Origin of the sequence: Thermonema sp. (assembly GCF_026003375.1) — a bacterium.
Lineage (GTDB): Bacteria > Bacteroidota > Bacteroidia > Cytophagales > Thermonemataceae > Thermonema > Thermonema rossianum.
In genome coordinates this window covers 349,976-366,335 of sequence record NZ_BPHD01000003.1, presented here as the reverse complement: position 1 = coordinate 366,335, position 16,360 = coordinate 349,976, and the positions used below count along the sequence as shown (strand labels likewise).

15 protein-coding genes are annotated in these 16,360 nt (G+C 49.7%); 8 read left to right on the top strand and 7 right to left on the bottom strand.

Features of this window, described 5'->3' with window-relative positions; genetic code table 11:
- Positions 1-151: 151 nt before the first annotated feature.
- Together QVE43_RS11275 and pdhA are read left to right on the top strand one after the other, a co-directional pair.
- Positions 152-2,386 (top strand): Tex family protein, encoded by a 2,235-nt coding sequence (locus QVE43_RS11275; protein WP_288007215.1) that lies wholly within the window; start codon positions 152-154, stop codon positions 2,384-2,386.
- A gap of 54 nt (positions 2,387-2,440) precedes the next feature.
- Positions 2,441-3,511 (top strand): pyruvate dehydrogenase (acetyl-transferring) E1 component subunit alpha, encoded by a 1,071-nt coding sequence (gene pdhA / locus QVE43_RS11270; RefSeq protein ID WP_288007213.1) that lies wholly within the window; start codon positions 2,441-2,443, stop codon positions 3,509-3,511.
- A gap of 433 nt (positions 3,512-3,944) precedes the next feature.
- Here pdhA and QVE43_RS11265 read toward each other — a convergent pair whose 3' ends face one another.
- Positions 3,945-4,466 carry a hypothetical protein gene (locus tag QVE43_RS11265; RefSeq protein ID WP_288007211.1) on the bottom strand — a complete coding sequence of 174 codons (522 nt, stop codon included), beginning with the start codon at positions 4,464-4,466 and terminating at the stop codon, positions 3,945-3,947.
- 63 nt (positions 4,467-4,529) lie between these two features.
- Here QVE43_RS11265 and QVE43_RS11260 point away from each other — a divergent pair, with 63 nt between their 5' ends.
- Entirely contained in the window at positions 4,530-4,838 is a 309-nt protein-coding gene (locus QVE43_RS11260; protein WP_288007209.1) for an iron-sulfur cluster assembly accessory protein, read from the top strand.
- Here the strand turns inward: QVE43_RS11260 and QVE43_RS11255 are convergent.
- Genes QVE43_RS11255 through QVE43_RS11245 form a run of 3 tightly spaced genes read right to left on the bottom strand, consistent with a single transcriptional unit; the run spans position 4,835 to position 7,661 of the window.
- Positions 4,835-5,434, bottom strand: coding sequence for a DUF6913 domain-containing protein (locus tag QVE43_RS11255; protein WP_157630060.1), 600 nt, complete (start codon positions 5,432-5,434; stop codon positions 4,835-4,837). The genes QVE43_RS11260 and QVE43_RS11255 overlap by 4 nt on opposite strands.
- A 31-nt stretch (positions 5,435-5,465) precedes the next feature.
- Positions 5,466-6,752 carry a competence/damage-inducible protein A gene (locus QVE43_RS11250; protein ID WP_288007207.1) on the bottom strand — a complete coding sequence of 429 codons (1,287 nt, stop codon included), beginning with the start codon at positions 6,750-6,752 and terminating at the stop codon, positions 5,466-5,468.
- 9 nt (positions 6,753-6,761) lie between these two features.
- Positions 6,762-7,661 (bottom strand): Ppx/GppA phosphatase family protein, encoded by a 900-nt coding sequence (locus QVE43_RS11245; protein ID WP_038030227.1) that lies wholly within the window; start codon positions 7,659-7,661, stop codon positions 6,762-6,764.
- Between the two features lie 112 nt (positions 7,662-7,773).
- Here QVE43_RS11245 and QVE43_RS11240 point away from each other — a divergent pair, with 112 nt between their 5' ends.
- Both QVE43_RS11240 and QVE43_RS11235 read left to right on the top strand, forming a co-directional pair.
- Complete coding sequence (locus QVE43_RS11240) at positions 7,774-9,114, top strand: HAMP domain-containing sensor histidine kinase (RefSeq protein ID WP_288007204.1); 1,341 nt, start codon at positions 7,774-7,776, stop codon at positions 9,112-9,114.
- Positions 9,092-10,315 (top strand): glycosyltransferase family 4 protein, encoded by a 1,224-nt coding sequence (locus tag QVE43_RS11235; RefSeq protein ID WP_288007202.1) that lies wholly within the window; start codon positions 9,092-9,094, stop codon positions 10,313-10,315. Before QVE43_RS11240 ends, QVE43_RS11235 begins: the two co-directional genes overlap by 23 nt.
- Here QVE43_RS11235 and QVE43_RS11230 read toward each other — a convergent pair.
- Positions 10,293-10,640, bottom strand: coding sequence for a DUF6150 family protein (locus QVE43_RS11230; protein ID WP_051633124.1), 348 nt, complete (start codon positions 10,638-10,640; stop codon positions 10,293-10,295). The two genes, QVE43_RS11235 and QVE43_RS11230, sit on opposite strands and share 23 nt — an antisense overlap.
- Before the next feature lie 139 nt (positions 10,641-10,779).
- On the bottom strand, positions 10,780-12,054 hold the full coding sequence (locus tag QVE43_RS11225) for an aspartyl protease family protein (protein WP_288007200.1): 1,275 nt from the start codon (positions 12,052-12,054) through the stop codon (positions 10,780-10,782).
- 178 nt (positions 12,055-12,232) lie between these two features.
- Between QVE43_RS11225 and QVE43_RS11220 the strand changes: the two genes are divergently transcribed.
- Genes QVE43_RS11220 through QVE43_RS11210 form a run of 3 tightly spaced genes read left to right on the top strand, consistent with a single transcriptional unit; the run spans position 12,233 to position 15,437 of the window.
- Entirely contained in the window at positions 12,233-13,411 is a 1,179-nt protein-coding gene (locus QVE43_RS11220) for a 1-deoxy-D-xylulose-5-phosphate reductoisomerase (RefSeq protein ID WP_038029976.1), read from the top strand.
- Positions 13,412-13,462: 51 nt separating this feature from the next.
- Positions 13,463-14,788 (top strand): RIP metalloprotease RseP, encoded by a 1,326-nt coding sequence (rseP, locus tag QVE43_RS11215; RefSeq protein WP_288007198.1) that lies wholly within the window; start codon positions 13,463-13,465, stop codon positions 14,786-14,788.
- 16 nt (positions 14,789-14,804) lie between these two features.
- Entirely contained in the window at positions 14,805-15,437 is a 633-nt protein-coding gene (locus tag QVE43_RS11210; protein ID WP_288007196.1) for a phosphatase PAP2 family protein, read from the top strand.
- On the opposite strand, the gene QVE43_RS11205 is transcribed toward QVE43_RS11210, so the two are convergent.
- Positions 15,426-16,325, bottom strand: coding sequence for a bile acid:sodium symporter family protein (locus QVE43_RS11205; protein ID WP_038029981.1), 900 nt, complete (start codon positions 16,323-16,325; stop codon positions 15,426-15,428). The genes QVE43_RS11210 and QVE43_RS11205 overlap by 12 nt on opposite strands.
- Between the last annotated feature and the right edge of the window lie 35 nt (positions 16,326-16,360).

Sequence of the window (16,360 nt, the reverse complement as noted above, 5' to 3'; positions counted from 1 at the left end):
AATCGTTTTAAGCAGGACTTAGTAAACGACCATGCAAGTTTTTTACTGAAAAAGCGCAAAGCACAGGCGCACCTCGCAAAGCCTTTGGTTTAAATAAGCAAAAATTGTAGTATTTTTGGAGGCATTGTAAGAAATAGAACAAAATAGACGCATGGTTGAGGAAGTGATACGTTTATCAGAGAAGCTGGGGCTTCGGGTCAAGCAAATCGAAGCTACCGTTCAATTGCTGGATGAGGGAGCCACCATTCCCTTTATTGCACGCTACCGCAAAGAAGCCACCGGCGGCTTGGATGAAGTGCAAATCGCCCAAATACGGGACGAGGTAGAACGCCTGCGTGAGCTGGAAAAGCGCAGAGAAACGATTCTCAAAAGCATAGAAGAGCAAGGCAAACTCACCGACGAGCTAAAAGCAGCCATTTTAGCTGCCGACACCATGAGCGTGCTGGAGGACCTGTATCTGCCCTATCGTCCCAAAAGACGCACCAAAGCGACCATGGCAAAGGAGAAAGGGCTGGAACCACTGGCCCGGCAGCTGTTTGAACAAGCCGAAAACCTGATTCCGGAAACAGCCGCACAAGCCTTTATAGATGCCGAAAAAGGCGTAAATACCACAGAAGAAGCGCTCGAAGGCGCACGCCATATCATTGCCGAGTGGATCAACGAAACGCAGGAAGTGCGTGCAAGATTACGCGATTTATTCGAAGAAATCGCCCTCATCAAAAGTAAAGTCATCAAAGGCAAAGAGGAAGAAGGGCAAAAATTCCGCGATTACTTTGAATGGGAAGAGCCGCTTAAGAGCATTCCCTCGCACCGGCTACTGGCCATCCGGCGCGGTGAAAGTGAAATGGTGCTTTCGGTCAGTATAGAACCGGACGAAGAAACAGCCATTGCACAAATAGAGCGGCTGGTATTGAAAAACCAAAGCCCCGCCGCCGAGCAGGTGCGTTTGGCTATTGCCGATGCTTATAAACGCCTGCTGCGCCCCTCGCTTGAAACCGAAATGCGTTTGGCATCGAAACAGCGAGCCGACGAAGAAGCCATCAAAGTGTTTGCCGACAACCTGCGCGAATTGCTTTTGGCTTCTCCCTTTGGCGAAAAGCGCGTATTGGCTATAGATCCGGGCTTTCGCACCGGCTGCAAAGTGGTTGTTCTTGACGAACACGGGCAGCTTCTTCACGACGATGTCATTTACCCTAACGAGCCTCAGAACCAAAAAGAGGCAGCCGGGCAACTGCTTCGCCGGCTTTGCGAACAATATAAAGTAGAAGCCATTGCCATAGGCAATGGCACGGCCAGCCGTGAAACCGAGCAGTTTGTGCGCCGGCTGCAAATTCCGGGCGTGTTGGTAGTGATGGTCAACGAAAGTGGCGCTTCGGTTTACTCTGCCTCGAAGGTAGCCCGCGAGGAGTTCCCCGACAAAGACGTCACCGTCCGGGGAGCCGTATCGATTGGGCGCCGCTTGCAAGACCCCCTGGCCGAGCTGGTCAAGATAGACCCCAAGTCTATAGGCGTGGGGCAATATCAACACGACGTGGACCAAAAAGCACTCAAAAAGAGTCTCGATGACGTGGTCATCAGCTGTGTGAATGCGGTGGGGGTAGAGCTAAATACTGCCAGCAAGCAATTGCTTTCTTATGTATCGGGGCTGAGCGAGCGCCTGGCAGACAACATTATTGCCTACCGCACAGCAAACGGCGGCTTTCGTAACCGGGAAGAGCTCAAGCGGGTTCCCGGTATTGGTCCCAAAACCTTTGAACTGGCAGCCGGCTTCTTGCGCATACGCAATGGGGAGCACCCATTGGATGCCAGTGCCGTTCACCCTGAATCATACCACATTGTAGAGCAAATGGCAAAAGACTTGGGGTGCAGCATAGAAGACCTGCTGCGTGATGCTTCGCTGCGCGCGCAAATTCAAATCGAGCGGTATGTAAGCGATAAAATCGGCTTACCCACCCTGCAGGACATCATGAATGAGCTGGCCAAGCCGGGGCGCGATCCACGTCAGGAATTTGAGGTGTTTCAGTTCGACGAGCGCGTGCACAGCATAGAAGACCTGCGGCCGGGCATGCGCCTGCCGGGTATTGTCACCAATGTCACCAAGTTTGGTGCTTTTGTGGATATAGGGGTTCACCAAGACGGGCTGGTGCATGTAAGCGAGCTGTCGCATGAATATGTAAGCGACCCTGCGCAGGTGGTAAAAGTACATCAAAAAGTGATGGTCACGGTTTTAGAAGTGGACATTCAGCGCCGGCGCATTGCCTTGTCTATGAAGGGCGATGCCCCTGCCTCAAAGAAACAAGCCAAGAGCCAAACCAAGGCACACGCCAAGAAAGAAGAGGACATGGCAGCCAAGCTGGCTGCCCTGCGGGCTAAGTTTGGACAATGAGCAGTTGCATCCGAAACAGATATTTTGGTATTTTAGCGGCAAACCTATCTCAACATGGCACAAAAGAAGAAATCAGAAGTAACCAAGCAGGGCGAACAAAACAAACACTCCCTTACGCCCGATAAAAAAGCGGAAGTTTATGACTTTCCGCAAGAGACCTACCGTTTCTGGTATGAGAAGATGTTATTGGCCCGGCGTTTCGAAGAGAAAGCAGGGCAATTGTATGGACGCCAAAAAATACGTGGCTTCTGCCACTTATACATAGGACAAGAAGCCTGCGTGGCAGGTGCCGCCACAGCCCTCACAAAAGACGACAAGTGGATTACCGCCTACCGCGACCATGCCCATCCTTTGATATTGGGCACCCCGGCGCGGGCTGTCATGGCAGAACTTTTTGGTAAAGTCACCGGATGCTCGAAAGGCAAAGGCGGCTCCATGCATATGTTCGATAAAAACGTTAACTTCTTCGGCGGTCACGGCATCGTGGGCGGGCAAATTCCTCTGGGGGCAGGCATAGCCTTTGCCGAGCAATATATGGGCACACAAAACGTATGTATTTGCTATATGGGCGACGGTGCCGTGCGTCAGGGGGCTTTCCATGAGACTCTGAACATGGCCATGACCTGGAAGCTGCCCGTCATCTTTGTTATTGAAAACAACGGCTATGCCATGGGCACTTCGGTGAAGCGCACATCCAACGTAACAGACCTCTACACCTTAGCCGAGGCCTATGACATGCCTTCCGAGCCCGTCGATGGCATGGTGGTGGAAGAAGTGCATTTGGCGGTGGCACGGGCTGCCGAGCGTGCCCGCAAAGGCGAAGGTCCTACCCTGCTGGAATTCCGCACTTATCGCTACAAAGGGCACTCTATGTCGGACCCTGCCAAATACCGCACCAAAGAAGAAGTAGAGGCCTACAAGCAACAGGACCCCATTGAGCAGGTCAAGCGGCGCATGCTGGAAAAAGGCTTTGGCGACGAAGCCTACTTCAAACAAGTAGAAAAAGAAGTGAAGGCGATTGTGGAAGATTCCGTACAATTTGCCGAAGAGTCACCTTATCCGGATCCTTCCGATATTTTCAAGGATGTGTATGTGCAGGAAGATTATCCTTTTCTGAAGGAATAGCATCCCGCAAAATGATTGAATATTGTGCAGAAGCCTGCCCCCCACTGCCCGGGAAGCAGGCTTCTGCCTTTTTGAGTTGAATGCTCGTGAATGACTGTTGTTGTTTTCTGCCAAAAAGAAAAAAAGCAGTGGCAGCTGTCATTTCTCACGGAGCACAAGTGAAATGAAGAGTCGCATCCGCAGCGGGCATGTTGTTTTTGTCATGTCGAACGAAGTGAGACACCTCGCCAAGCCAAACTTCTTTTTGATACAAGAGATTTCCCGCTTGCGTTCGAAAGAGCAAAAGGACAAAGGTAAGAGTCGAACCAACAAAGAAGGTTGAAAAGAATAAAAAAATCCTTTAAAGTCCCCAAACACTTTTTAACCGCAAATAAAAGCATGACCGGCAGCACCTGCCCCCGGCACGCATAACCTTCAAGCAAAGCTTAGGTCACTAAAAAAAAGTTTGTGCTTCTTCTTTCACAAAGCGCAAAGCGGGGTCCACCGGGTCAAAACCGTACTCGTTCAGGTTGTTTAAAATAGCTTTGGCAAGTACCAGTGCTTTGGCGTTTTCATCTACGGTGGCTGCGGTATTGTTGATGAGAGTAACCACCCCTTCTTTTGCCTTTTTCACTTCTTCCCAGGCGGCAATGCTCATGTACAGTTGCTGAGACAGATTATGCGAAAACTCTTGTTGTATTTCATGCAGCAAAACGTGACGCAGCTCACCGGCTGTCAGGTCTTGAAACTGTATGCGCAGCAACAGCTGTGTAGGCGACATACGCTCAAGCAGCAGGCAAATGCGCTCATAGGCATGCAGGCGATGCTCAAGAGCAGTTTCACTGTATTTTAAACGCAATTCAGCCAGTTTTTTTTCAAAATCTTTTTGCAAAAAAGCGCGCACCGTAGCGTAGAGCGCATAACTTACGATGGCTAAGGGAATGCTCACTTTCAGTAGGTCAAGAAGTACTTCCATTCGTTCGAATTTATTTTTTTTGTGAAGCGTTTCAAAAATAGGGATTTTTTCAAAGTATCGGCTATGTTCAACGAACTACCTGTAAAAATTACGGCAACGGCTCTGGAAGCCATCAAAGATATAAAAGCCAACAAAGGCATACCGTCAGACTATGGACTGCGTATTGGCGTAAAGGGCGGAGGCGGCTGTGGCGGTGCCCAATTCCTTTTAGGTTTCGACCATCCCAAAGAAGATGATGCCATTTATCAATTGGAAGGCATCGATATCTATATTTCCAAAAAACACTTTATCTATCTTTTGGATGTGCAAATAGACTACGAAGAAACCGAAGAAGGCGTAGGCTTCACCTTCACCAAGCTGCAAACAAGCTAAGAAGCAGAAGGCTGTTTTTTTGCATCTTTCAAGCCGGCATCAGGTTCAAAATAAGAAAGCGGGGGGTTTTTCACCAAGAGTCCTTTGGTGTAGTGCATCATCTGCAGGGTCAAGCTCACAACATCACGCTTTTGCCCTTCGGGAATAGCTATCATCAGCTCATAGGGGCGTTCGGTATCGTCTTCATAGAAAGCGCCGATGCGGCACTTGGCATGGGAGTAACGCATGATGTAATCGAACGGCTTGAAGTGTTGCAGGCTTACACAGTACAGATAGTCGAAGCGTTCCTGCATGAAAGCTTTGACTTCTTCGGTATGGACAGCCTCGCCTCTTTTCAGATCGTTCTTAGTGAAAAAATCAAACTTAAAATCATAAGGGTTGGAGTGCTTTTCTTCAAAATAGGCCATTGCCCGCACCTTTTTGCCATCTTGTTTCAGGATTTTCACCCAAAAGTTAAGCGCCCCGTGGCTGTCTTCGTCGGTACTGTTAAACAAAATACCCACCGTGCGCACTTCTTCATAATTGAGCGCATAACGCTGTACCTGTGGCAAAGGGGGGCAACGGTGCCTGCCCAATATTTTATCCCAAAAACTCATAACTGTTCCGCTCAATTGCATTGCTGTTGAATTATACGAAAAAATCTTCAAAGCGGCTTGCCCTGCCGCCCAGTTTCTTGCGCAGCCAGTCGAGCAGCAAAGCCGTTGTCACCTTGATATTGAAGAGGCGGTCATTGCCCAAGCGATAAAGCGCTGCCTTGGCACCTTCTGCATCGGCATAAGCCACCCAAATGGTGCCTACGGGCTTGTCAGGTGTGGCGCCCCCCGGTCCGGCAATGCCACTGGTAGCCAGCCCTATGTCGGCATGGAAGCGCCGGCGCACGGCATTGGCCATTTGCAGCACGGTGGCTTCGCTCACTGCCCCCTCCGTCTCGAGTGTTTGGGGCGATACGCCCAAAAGCTCTATTTTGGCACGATTGCTATAAGCAACCACTCCGCCCTGAAAATAAGCCGAGCTGCCGGGTATTTTGGTAAAACTATGCGCCAAATAGCCGCCGGTGCAGCTTTCTGCCACGGCAATGGTTTTGCCACTTTTCCGAAGTAAAGCTGCCACCACTTCTTCAAGTGTTTCTTGCTCAAAGCCAAATACGTATTTGTCAATCAAAGGCAGCAGGCGGGCAAGCTGCTCCTTGGTGTCTTGCCGGAGTTGTGAGGGGGCTTTCCCTTTGGCCGTCAGGCGCAACTTCACCTGCCCAAAAGAAGGCAAGTAAGCCAATTTGATATGTGAGGGCAAAGCCTCCTCCCATGCTGCAATTTGCTCTGCCAGCTGCGACTCACCAATACCCACTGTTTTCACATGAAAATGAAGCAGGGGTTCTATGGAAAAAGTCTGCAACAAGCGGGGCAGCACTTTTTCTCGCATCAAATGCTGCATTTCGTGTGGCACGCCGGGCATTGCTACTACCACACGTCCGGCCGCATCCTGCATCCAAATGCCGGGTGCAGTGCCTTTTTCATTTTGAAGATAAAGCCCCCCCGCAGGCAAGGCTGCCTGTTGCCGGTTTAGCTCAGACAGAGAGCGCCCCCGCAGCCCGAACATTTCTTCGAGGTGCGCCAATGCTTCGGGGTGCAGCTGCAGGCCGGTATTGAAATAACTACACAGCGCCAGCTTGGTGACGTCGTCTTTGGTGGGTCCCAGGCCCCCGGTCATCAGTACCACTTGTGCACGTTGCAGCGCTTCTTGCAGTGCTTGCACAATAGCCGCTTGTTCATCGGCTATGACCGTATGGCGAAGCACCCTGAAGCCGGCTTCGGTCAGGTATTCGCTCATCCATTGAGCGTTTGTGTTGGCTATGTTGCCATAAAGCAACTCATCGCCTATGTTGATGATTTCAACCGCAACTCTATTCAAGGACATAAGATAGTCTTAATCGTCAAACAACATTCTGTTTTTGCGGAAACCGTGTTTTTCGAGCAGCATTTCCAATAAGCCATCCCGCAGCCCCACACCGGGCACCAGTATTTCTTTGATGCCGGCCCAGCGCATCACCGAAAGGTAAATATGTGCTGCGGGCACAATCACGTCGGCGCGGTCGGGGTTCATTTCCAGCATGGCAATACGTTCTTCGTAGGTATAGCTTTCAATGCTCTCTTTGATTTTCGCCAATTCCTTAATAGTAATCGAGCGCCCTTTTTTCTTGGTGTAAGTGGCCAGCTTGTTGATGTTGCCCCCTACCCCTACGGCCGTCAGCTTATCGACTTTGCTGCAGTGTTTTTCTACCCACTTTTGCATTTCCTTCCATAGTGCGGGGTCGGCAGCGCCTTCCAGCAATCGAATGGAACCAATTTCAAAGGAACGGGAAGCCACAGCTTGCCGCTCCATGATAAGTGTCAGCTCGGTGCTTCCGCCCCCCACATCAATATGCAAATAGGGCTTGTGGTCTAAATGACGCAACAAAGCCACGTTGACATAATGGTTTTCTTCGTCGCCACTGATAACCCTCAGTTCAATGCCTGTTTCCCGGCGCACCCGCTCCACGATGGCTGCACTGTTGGCTGCTTCACGCATGGCAGAAGTAGCCACCGCCATGTAGTCGTGCACTTCGTGCAAATCCATCAATAAGCGATAGGCTTGCAACAGCTTCAAGATTTGCTCTTCCTTGTGGGGCGTGATATGTCCGTGCTTGAATACATCAATGCCTAAGCGCAAAGGGAAACGCACATATTCCACTCTTTTCAAAAAAACTCCATCCAGTTCATTATTGATAACGCTCGATATTTGCAAGCGGGCGGCATTTGACCCTATATCTATGGCTGCTAATTTCACAAGGTTCCGTAATTTTAAAGTCCAATTGCTTGTTACAAATATAGTCATTGCCTGCAAACCACACTTTATTTTTCCCCGTATGACTTGAATAGTCAGAAGAAAGTGTGTAAACTTGGAGAGTTTGACCTTTGCCGTCATGCCCAATAGCTCAAATATTATTTTTTATTCTCCCTCTGCACCAAGCGCTGAGCCTGCTCTCATTGGTGAGCTTAAAAGAGAAGCTCAAGAGCATAAAAGCGATTGGCACATAAGCATCTACACTCAAGAACATGAGTTGCTTCACGCAATAGAATCGCTCTCAGCACCGGCAGCGTTGTTTATTCCGGTGGTTTCGGATGAAAGCACGGCGCCCTTGTTTGTTCATAAGGTTACTCAACAGCTGCAGCTAAGCAAACAGGTAGTGCCTGTTTTTAGTGGTGGGCATGGCTTGAACATCGCCCTGCAAGAGCAACTGTATCAAAGCGGGGCTTGGTATGTCTTTGACTTCGAGCAACAGCCGCCTGTTATTATATATCAAGCCATAGAGCAAGCCATTCGAAGAATTGAAAAACTGCACCACACGCCTGCCCAAGTGCAAGAGTGGCAAGAGCGTTTTTATGCACTCTTTCAACGTTGCCGCCTGCTGGAGCAGGAATTGGAAGAAAGCAAGGAAGAGCTACTGGAGGCCTACAAAGAACTAAGTGAAACACTTGAGCAGCAAGTCGATTTAAAAAAAACGATTGCTAAACTGCAGGCCGACTTGGATAGTTTTCTTTACAAACTCTCGCACGACATACAAGGACCGGTGGCTTCGCTGCAGGGGCTGGGCAACTTAGCCCGCTTGGACATAAGCGACCCTACCGCCCTGGATTATGTGGAAAAGATGATGCAAAATATTGGCAAACTACAGAAGATAGTGCAGGGGCTGCAAAAAGTAGTCAATGCCCGCTATGCCAATCACGAAGTGGAACTCATAGACTTCCATCAGCTCTTGTTTCAGCTGCGTGGCGAGTTCAAAAGCCTTTGCAGCAAACTGAATGTGGAAATACGCAGCCAAATCAATGATAAACAACCTTTTTTTGCTTCCCGCAATCTCATTTATACCATCCTGCAGCACCTCATAGAAAATGCTTTGGTACATGGTTTAAGCCAAAGAGCCAACTTCGATGAAACCGCCTATGTCGATGTGGTGATAAGCACCAGCCGGCGGCAATGCCTTCTGTTGGTCATTGACGAAGGCAGCGGTATTCCTGAAGAAGCCCATGACCGCCTGTTCGATTTGTTTTTCAAATACAACCCTGACTCCAAAGGCACCGGCGTGGGACTATATGTGGTAAAAAGCTGCGTAGAACAACTGCGGGGCACCATAGAAGTAGAAAGTGAAGTAGGCAAAGGAACCACCTTCCGTATTGTGATTCCCAACCAAAAGATGGAAAAGCTACCACAAGACCATGAAATTATACTCAGCACCTAAAAGCCTCTATGTGGCATTTGACGTGTACCCGGCTGCCAAGGGCTCTGCCACGCATATCCGTCATTTTTATGCAGCCATGAAACAAAGCCTGTCGCCCTCTGTGCTTTATACTTTGGGCAACGAAACGCAAGCCGTGTATGAGCAGCGTACGGGTGAAGAAGTAGTTCGTTTTCGCTACCCTCAAGCCCCTTTTTTTGAACGCGTCGATGCCTTTCAGCAGCAACTGTTCGATTTGTTGCACCAAAGTGCGCATACGTTGGCAGTCTGTCACTTCCGGGATGTGTGGGGGGGCATGCCCGTGCTTCTACACCGCGCCCGTAGCCGTGCAGCTTACCGCACTGTTTTTGAAGTCAATGCCTTCATGAGCATAGAGCTCCCCTATCGTTTTCCCGAAATGTCCGAAGCGCTTTTAAAGCAAATCGAAACGCAAGAGCTATGGTGTTTGCAACAAAGCGACCATATCGTTACGCCTTCTTACCGGCTTAAAGAACAGTTGTTGCAAAAAGCTTCTATTTCGCCGGAAAAAATCAGCGTGATACAGAACGGCGCCGAGGTCAATATCCCCCCCATGCCACGCATGCCCGATGCACCCCTGCATTATTTCATTTATTTTGGCGCTACCCAGCCATGGCAGGGCATCGAAGAGCTGCTACGAGCCTTCGGCTATGTGCATGCCCGGTATCCCAACCTGCATTTGGTCATGTGTCTTTCATCGAAAGAAAAGAAAAACCGCCAATGGGTGAAATTAAGCCGGAAACTGGGCTTGGCAGAAGCGGTGGTGTGGCGCTATGAACTTCCTCAAAGCATCTTGTATCGCCATGTGCAGCATGCCATCGCCTCAATAGCTCCGCTGACTGCCTGCCGGCGCAATATGGAACAGGGCGCCTGCCCATTGAAAATCATAGAATCGATGGCCATGGGCGTACCGGTCATTGCCTCCGACTTGCCCATTGTCCGGGAAATCATGCAAGACGAACAAGAAGGGCTTTTGGTGCGTGCAGGGCGTCCGGCACTTTTGGCACGCCAAATGCAACGGCTCTACGAGTCCCCCTCGCTTCGCTTGCGCTTGGCACAACAAGCAAGGCACACCGCCACACAGCGTTTTAATTGGGAAGAAAAAAAGCAGGCGCTTCAAGCAGTGTATCAAAGGCTTTTGACTTCGTCCGCACAAGCCGTTTTTACTCCATCAGGTGCTTTTTAGAGCGGTTGCGCCACCCCGCTTGCGACTCATATTTGACAAAATAAATTTTTAAATCTGCCCGGGAAGCATAGTCAACAAAATAGATGCTTTTATCGGCTTGGGAAGCGTATTTTACGAAGTGCCATTTTCCCTCATTTCCACGCGCTTGGCTTGCATAGCTTACCTTATATACTTTCAAATCTGCCTGCGACTCATAGTTCACTACGTACACCTTCACATCGGCCCGGCTTGCATAGCGGGCTGCATATACTTTTTGTGCCCGGGCATTGCCTGCGCATACGGCGCTTATCGCCCCAAAAATAGCGTACTTCCATAATCCTTTCATGATAAATAGTTTTTAAAAAGTTGCTGCTTAAACATAAGATAAGCAATTCTTGAAAGAATAACCGTTGAATGCTGCCCGTTGCTTTCAAACTTTTTTGATTTACGGGGGGCTTTCTTTTACCCCACTCCAAAACAAGCTTTTAAATAAGCCGCTTGGCAGTAAAGCGGATAAACATAAGGTGATTGTTGCGGCGCACAAGCAAGGCTATATCTTTGCCTTCTACCTCCGTAATTTTATACAGGCGGTTCAGTGTCAGCTCCGATGCCGCAAACTCGTTGACCCCCAGTAGAATATCGCCGGGGCGCAAGCCTGCCTTCCACGCCTCGGACAAAGGATTGACATCGCTGACCATAAAGGTGCGGAAATCGGGCGGTAAAAGCACCCAGTCAATGCCGGTAAAGCTATATTCGAAAGGCTTACGGGCGTTTTTGTTGGGGCGCAGCCACACCCGGCGATTTTTGTAGTCAAACACCCAATGAAACCGTGACATCAACCCAAAGCCGACGGCCCCTTGCACCTCGATGCCGGCAGGCTTGCGAAACTCGTAATAAGAAGTATCGGGGAAACCGGTAATGACCTCATTCATTTGCCAACGGGCTATTTGAATCCGTGGCAAACGGGCTATGAAACCATACCAATCGCCGGCAAGCGTGGCGCCTATGCGTCCTTTGATGTGTTGAGCCGGCAGGCGCAAAGCAGAGTCGGCAGCTGTTTCAAGCAAAAGCGTATGCCCTGCCCCACTGTCCAGCAGCACATTGACCGGCCGGAAGTGGCGCTCGCCTGCTTGCTGTATCCATAAACGCATATAAGGTTTTTCGCCATGCAACAACAGCGTATCGGCATGATAGCCTTTCAGCTTGCGCAGCCACTGCCGGTGATGACGGCTATAAAAAACCAACTCTTTTTGCAGGTAATCTATTTTCACCACCAAATGACGAAACAAGTCAGAGCCCAAAAGCCCATGAATCGGCTTGCCTGCATAGGAAGACAGGTTGAATACAGAGTCTTCCATGACCATGACATTAGCGGCTTCATCGACCAGACTGCTGCCTACCCGCAAATGATTAAGCGAAGACACATGTGCCCAAAAGACGTCGGGCGAACCCAAGCCACGCACCGGAATGCGTGTGCTGTTGCCATAAGATGCAAACAAAGTGTCAAGCGCAGGGTTTAAAATAAGTGTGCCTTTCACGCCGGTGTCAACCGCAAAATTTAAAGTATCTTTGCCATGATTCACAAAAACAGGCACCACCACCAGGTTGCCATACAGCTCAAAAGGGACCACTGCCTTGGGGCGGTGTTTCTTGGCTATACGGAAGCCTATTTCCTGAATGGAAGAAACCAAAGAGCGGCTCGCGCATGCCCCCAAACAAAGAGCTATCAAACCATAGCCTACCAAACGAAAAATGAGCATAGAGCCGGCTTTTTATACTATTGAACGGAAACAAGTTTATTTTGTAAAATAAAAATTTTACGAAAATGTTGTGGAAAGCAATTCTTATATTTCTTGCCGCTTCGCTGTTTGCCGGCGTGGGCTATTACCTCGACTGGCGCGCCAAACACCCAAAGCGTAAAAAATAAATAGCTATACTATGAATGAAGCCATACAGCAGGAAAAGAGAAGAGTAGCCATTTTGGGCTCTACCGGTTCTATTGGCACCCAAGCCCTCGAAGTCATCCGCGAGCAAGCCGACTACTTGGAAGTAGAAGTACTTACCGCTCATAACAATGTGGATTTGCTCATAGAGCAAAGCATTGCTTTTCAGCCCAATGCCGTAGTGATAGGCAACCCCGCTCACTACGATAAACTAAAAGAAGCACTGGCACCCTACCCGGTCAAGGTGTATGCCGGCGAAAAAGCCCTGTGTCAGATAGTGGAGATGGACAGCATCGACATTGTGCTTACTGCCATGGTAGGTTTTGCAGGCTTACGCCCCACAATTCATGCCATCGAAGCCGGCAAGCCCATTGCCTTGGCCAATAAAGAAACGCTGGTAGTAGCCGGTGCCTACATCACACGCCTGGCACGCGAAAGGGGCGTGAACATTTACCCCGTCGATTCGGAGCACTCTGCCATCTTTCAATGCCTGGTGGGCGAGTTTCACAACCCCATAGAAAAAATCATACTGACGGCTTCGGGCGGACCTTTCCGCGGCTACAGCCGTGAGCAGCTGGCCGGCGTACGCAAAGAGCAAGCCCTTAAGCATCCCAACTGGAACATGGGCGCCAAAATCACCATCGATTCGGCCACCCTGATGAACAAGGGACTGGAAGTGATAGAAGCCAAGTGGCTATTTGGGCTTTCGCCCGAACAAATAGAAGTGGTAGTGCACCCGCAATCCATCATTCATTCGATGGTGCAGTTCGAAGACGGCTCTATCAAAGCCCAAATGGGCCTGCCCGACATGAAGCTGCCCATCCTTTTTGCCCTCAGTTATCCGCTGCGCTACCGCACCTCTTTCCCCCGTTTCGACTTTACGGCCTATCCGCAACTTACCTTCGAGCAACCCGACCTGCAGGCTTTTCCTTGCCTGCGTCTGGCATATGAAGCGCTTCGCCAAGGGGGCAATATGCCCTGTGTGCTCAACGCAGCCAATGAAGTGGCTGTAGCTGCCTTCCTGCAAGACCAAATCGACTTTTTAGACATTCCCGTATTGATAGAATCCTGTATGCAGCGTATGGACTACATTGCCGACCCTTCGCCCGAAGACTATTTTGCTACCGACCGGCAAACCCGCGAATATGCGAAAGAAGCCTTAAAACACGTTTAAGTTTTGTAATTTTGTTCAATCACCAATCACCCCAAAAAAACAAGATATTTCATGGGAGTTCTTATTATGATTTTACAGCTCATCTTGGGGCTGTCGGTTTTAGTAGCCGTGCACGAGTTTGGGCACTATATTGCCGCACGCGCCTTTGGCATGCGTGTCCATAAGTTTTTCATTTTTTTCGACGCCTGGGGCAAAAAGCTATGGAGTAAAAAAATAGGCGAAACAGAGTTCGGTATTGGCATCATTCCTTTCGGTGGCTATGTGCAAATAGCCGGCATGATAGACGAAACCCAAAATGCCGATGCCCTTTCCAAAGAGCCCGAGCCGTGGGAGTTCCGTGCCAAGCCGGCATGGCAACGCCTGATTGTGATGCTGGGCGGCATCATCATGAATGTTATCACCGGTATCTTGATCTTTTCCTTGATCAGCTATACCCAAGGTGAAAACTATATCCCCAACGAGCGCGTTCAGGGCATCATCGTGGGCGACATAGGCGAGTCGGTAGGTTTGCGCACCGGCGACAAAGTCATTGCCGTCAACGGAAAAGCCGTGGAGCGCTTCAACGACCTGTTCAGCTCTGATGTGCTGTTGGGCAGCGACGTGGTGTTTACTGTGGTGCGTGCAGGCGACACCCTGCAAATACATCTTCCGAACGATTTGGCAGACAAGGTCATTGACAATAAGGACGGCTTCATATTGCCCATTCCCTATCTGACGAACTACGAAATAGTAGAAATAGCCCCCAACTCGCCGGCAGAAAAAGCCGGCTTGCAAAAAGGCGACAAGATAGTAGGCGTAAACCAAGACAGCGTACGGCATTTCTACGAGCTGTCTGAACTCTTGGCAAAACACAAAAATGAAGAAGTAACCCTGAAAGTATTGCGCCGGGGGCAGCTTATAGAACTGACGGCCACCGTGGGCAAAGACGGCAAACTGGGCTTTCAACCTGCTTTCTTCAACCAACTGTATGAGCGCAAAGACCTAAGTCCGGGCGAAGCCTTTGTCAAAGGTACAAGCACCGCCTTCAATGTGATTTTCGATAATATCAAAGGGTTCAAGAAAATTTTCCGGGGCGAAGTGTCGGCTTCCAAGTCACTGGCCGGTCCCATAGGCATTGGTGCCATTTATGGTTCTGTGTGGGATTGGCTGCATTTCTGGACCATCACCGGTCTTTTGTCTATGGTGCTTGCCTTCATGAACCTGCTGCCCATCCCTGCCTTAGACGGCGGGCACGTGGTTTTCTTGTTGCTGGAAATATTGAGCGGGCGCCCCGTACCCGAAAAAATACTTGAAAAGGCACAGCAGGTAGGCATGGTTATATTGTTGGCATTGATGGTGTTTGCTGTCTTCAACGATTTGTTTAAGTTTTTCACTTAAAAAAAAAGCCGGTATTGTGAAAAAGCTTTTGCGGCGATATGAACCATACTATGACACCGTAGGGGCTATGCTGCTGTTTGGCGGCATAGCCTTGTTGCCTTTTTCGAAAGAGCAGGTGCAGCTATGGATAGATGCACATCACTTACCTTGGTTGGATGTTTTCTTTGCCTATCTGACACATTTAGGTGACGGCCTCACCTTTGTGGTAGTGATAGCAGGCATGGCACTATGGCGCAGCTACTACCACGCTACCGAAGGCTTGCTTTCGTTTGCCACCTCCGGTTTGTTTACCCAATTGCTGAAACGCACCGCCTTTGCCGATGCGTTGCGTCCCAAAGGCATACTGGGCGCTAAACTCCATTACATTGCAGGCGTGGACGTACATATAGCACACTCCTTCCCTTCGGGGCATACCACCACTGCTTTTGCTTTGGCTACCTTTCTGGCGCTACACAGCGCCCCCAAACGCGGCGTATATTGGGCATTGGCAGCCGGATTGATAGGCTTTTCACGCATTTATTTAAATCAACATTTTCTTACCGACGTGCTGGCAGGTGCCGTCATCGGTACCTTTTGGGCAAGCCTCATCCATTGGTGGTTACTGCCGCTTCGGGAAAAACCAAAGTGGCAAAAACGCTTACTCCCCTGAGTCTTTGCGCGGCAGCCGTTCTCTAAAAAACAGCCCCAAGCCTACGGCGGTAAAGAAAGTAAACAAAGCATACACCGAAGCGGGAATGGCTGCTTCCGGGCTGTTGAGCATGGTGGCGCTGGTAGCTACGGTAATAGCCAGCCCCGTATTTTGCAACCCCACCTCAATGGCTATGGTCAAGCAGTTTTTGCGCTTCAGGTGCACCGCCTTCGACACATAGTACCCCAACAGCATCCCGCCCAAGTTCAAGCCCAGCATGAAAGGCAAGATGCCCAAATAATCATACCACCGGAACGACAGACTGTTGTCTTGGTTAAAGTAAATGGTCAGTACCATGGCTATCCCCAGCAAACCGGGCAGCAGATACTTGAGCCAGCGTTGCCACTGCTCCACACGGCGTTTGCCCACACGATGCCGAACGTAAATGCCTAAGACGGCCGGGATAACCGTTATCAGCAGTATTTGCACAAAAGTATTCCAAAAAGGAAGGCTTAACTCACGCCGGTCCCCCATGAACACCCACAGTGCCAAGTTTACAATGGAAGGAATGGTAAAAATCGTCAATAAGCTATTGAAAGAAGTCAACAGAATAGATAAAGCCAAGTTGCCTTGCAGTAGGTAGGTAATTAAGTTGGACACCGTTCCGCCCGGGCAGGCGGCCACCAACACAATTCCCACTTTAATGGCCGGACTGAAAGGGGCTACCCATGCCAATAAAAACGCCAAAAAAGGTAAGCCTATCATCTGCAGGCCAAGCCCTACAAGCATGGATTTGGGATAACGTATGATGCGTTTAAAATCATTGAAGGTAAGAGACAAGCCCATGCCCAGCATAATGAGCGCCAAGACCAAGGGCAGGATATAGGTTGCTAATAGTTCTCCAAACATGTCGTTTTCTAAATTCGGCGCAAATTACTAATTTC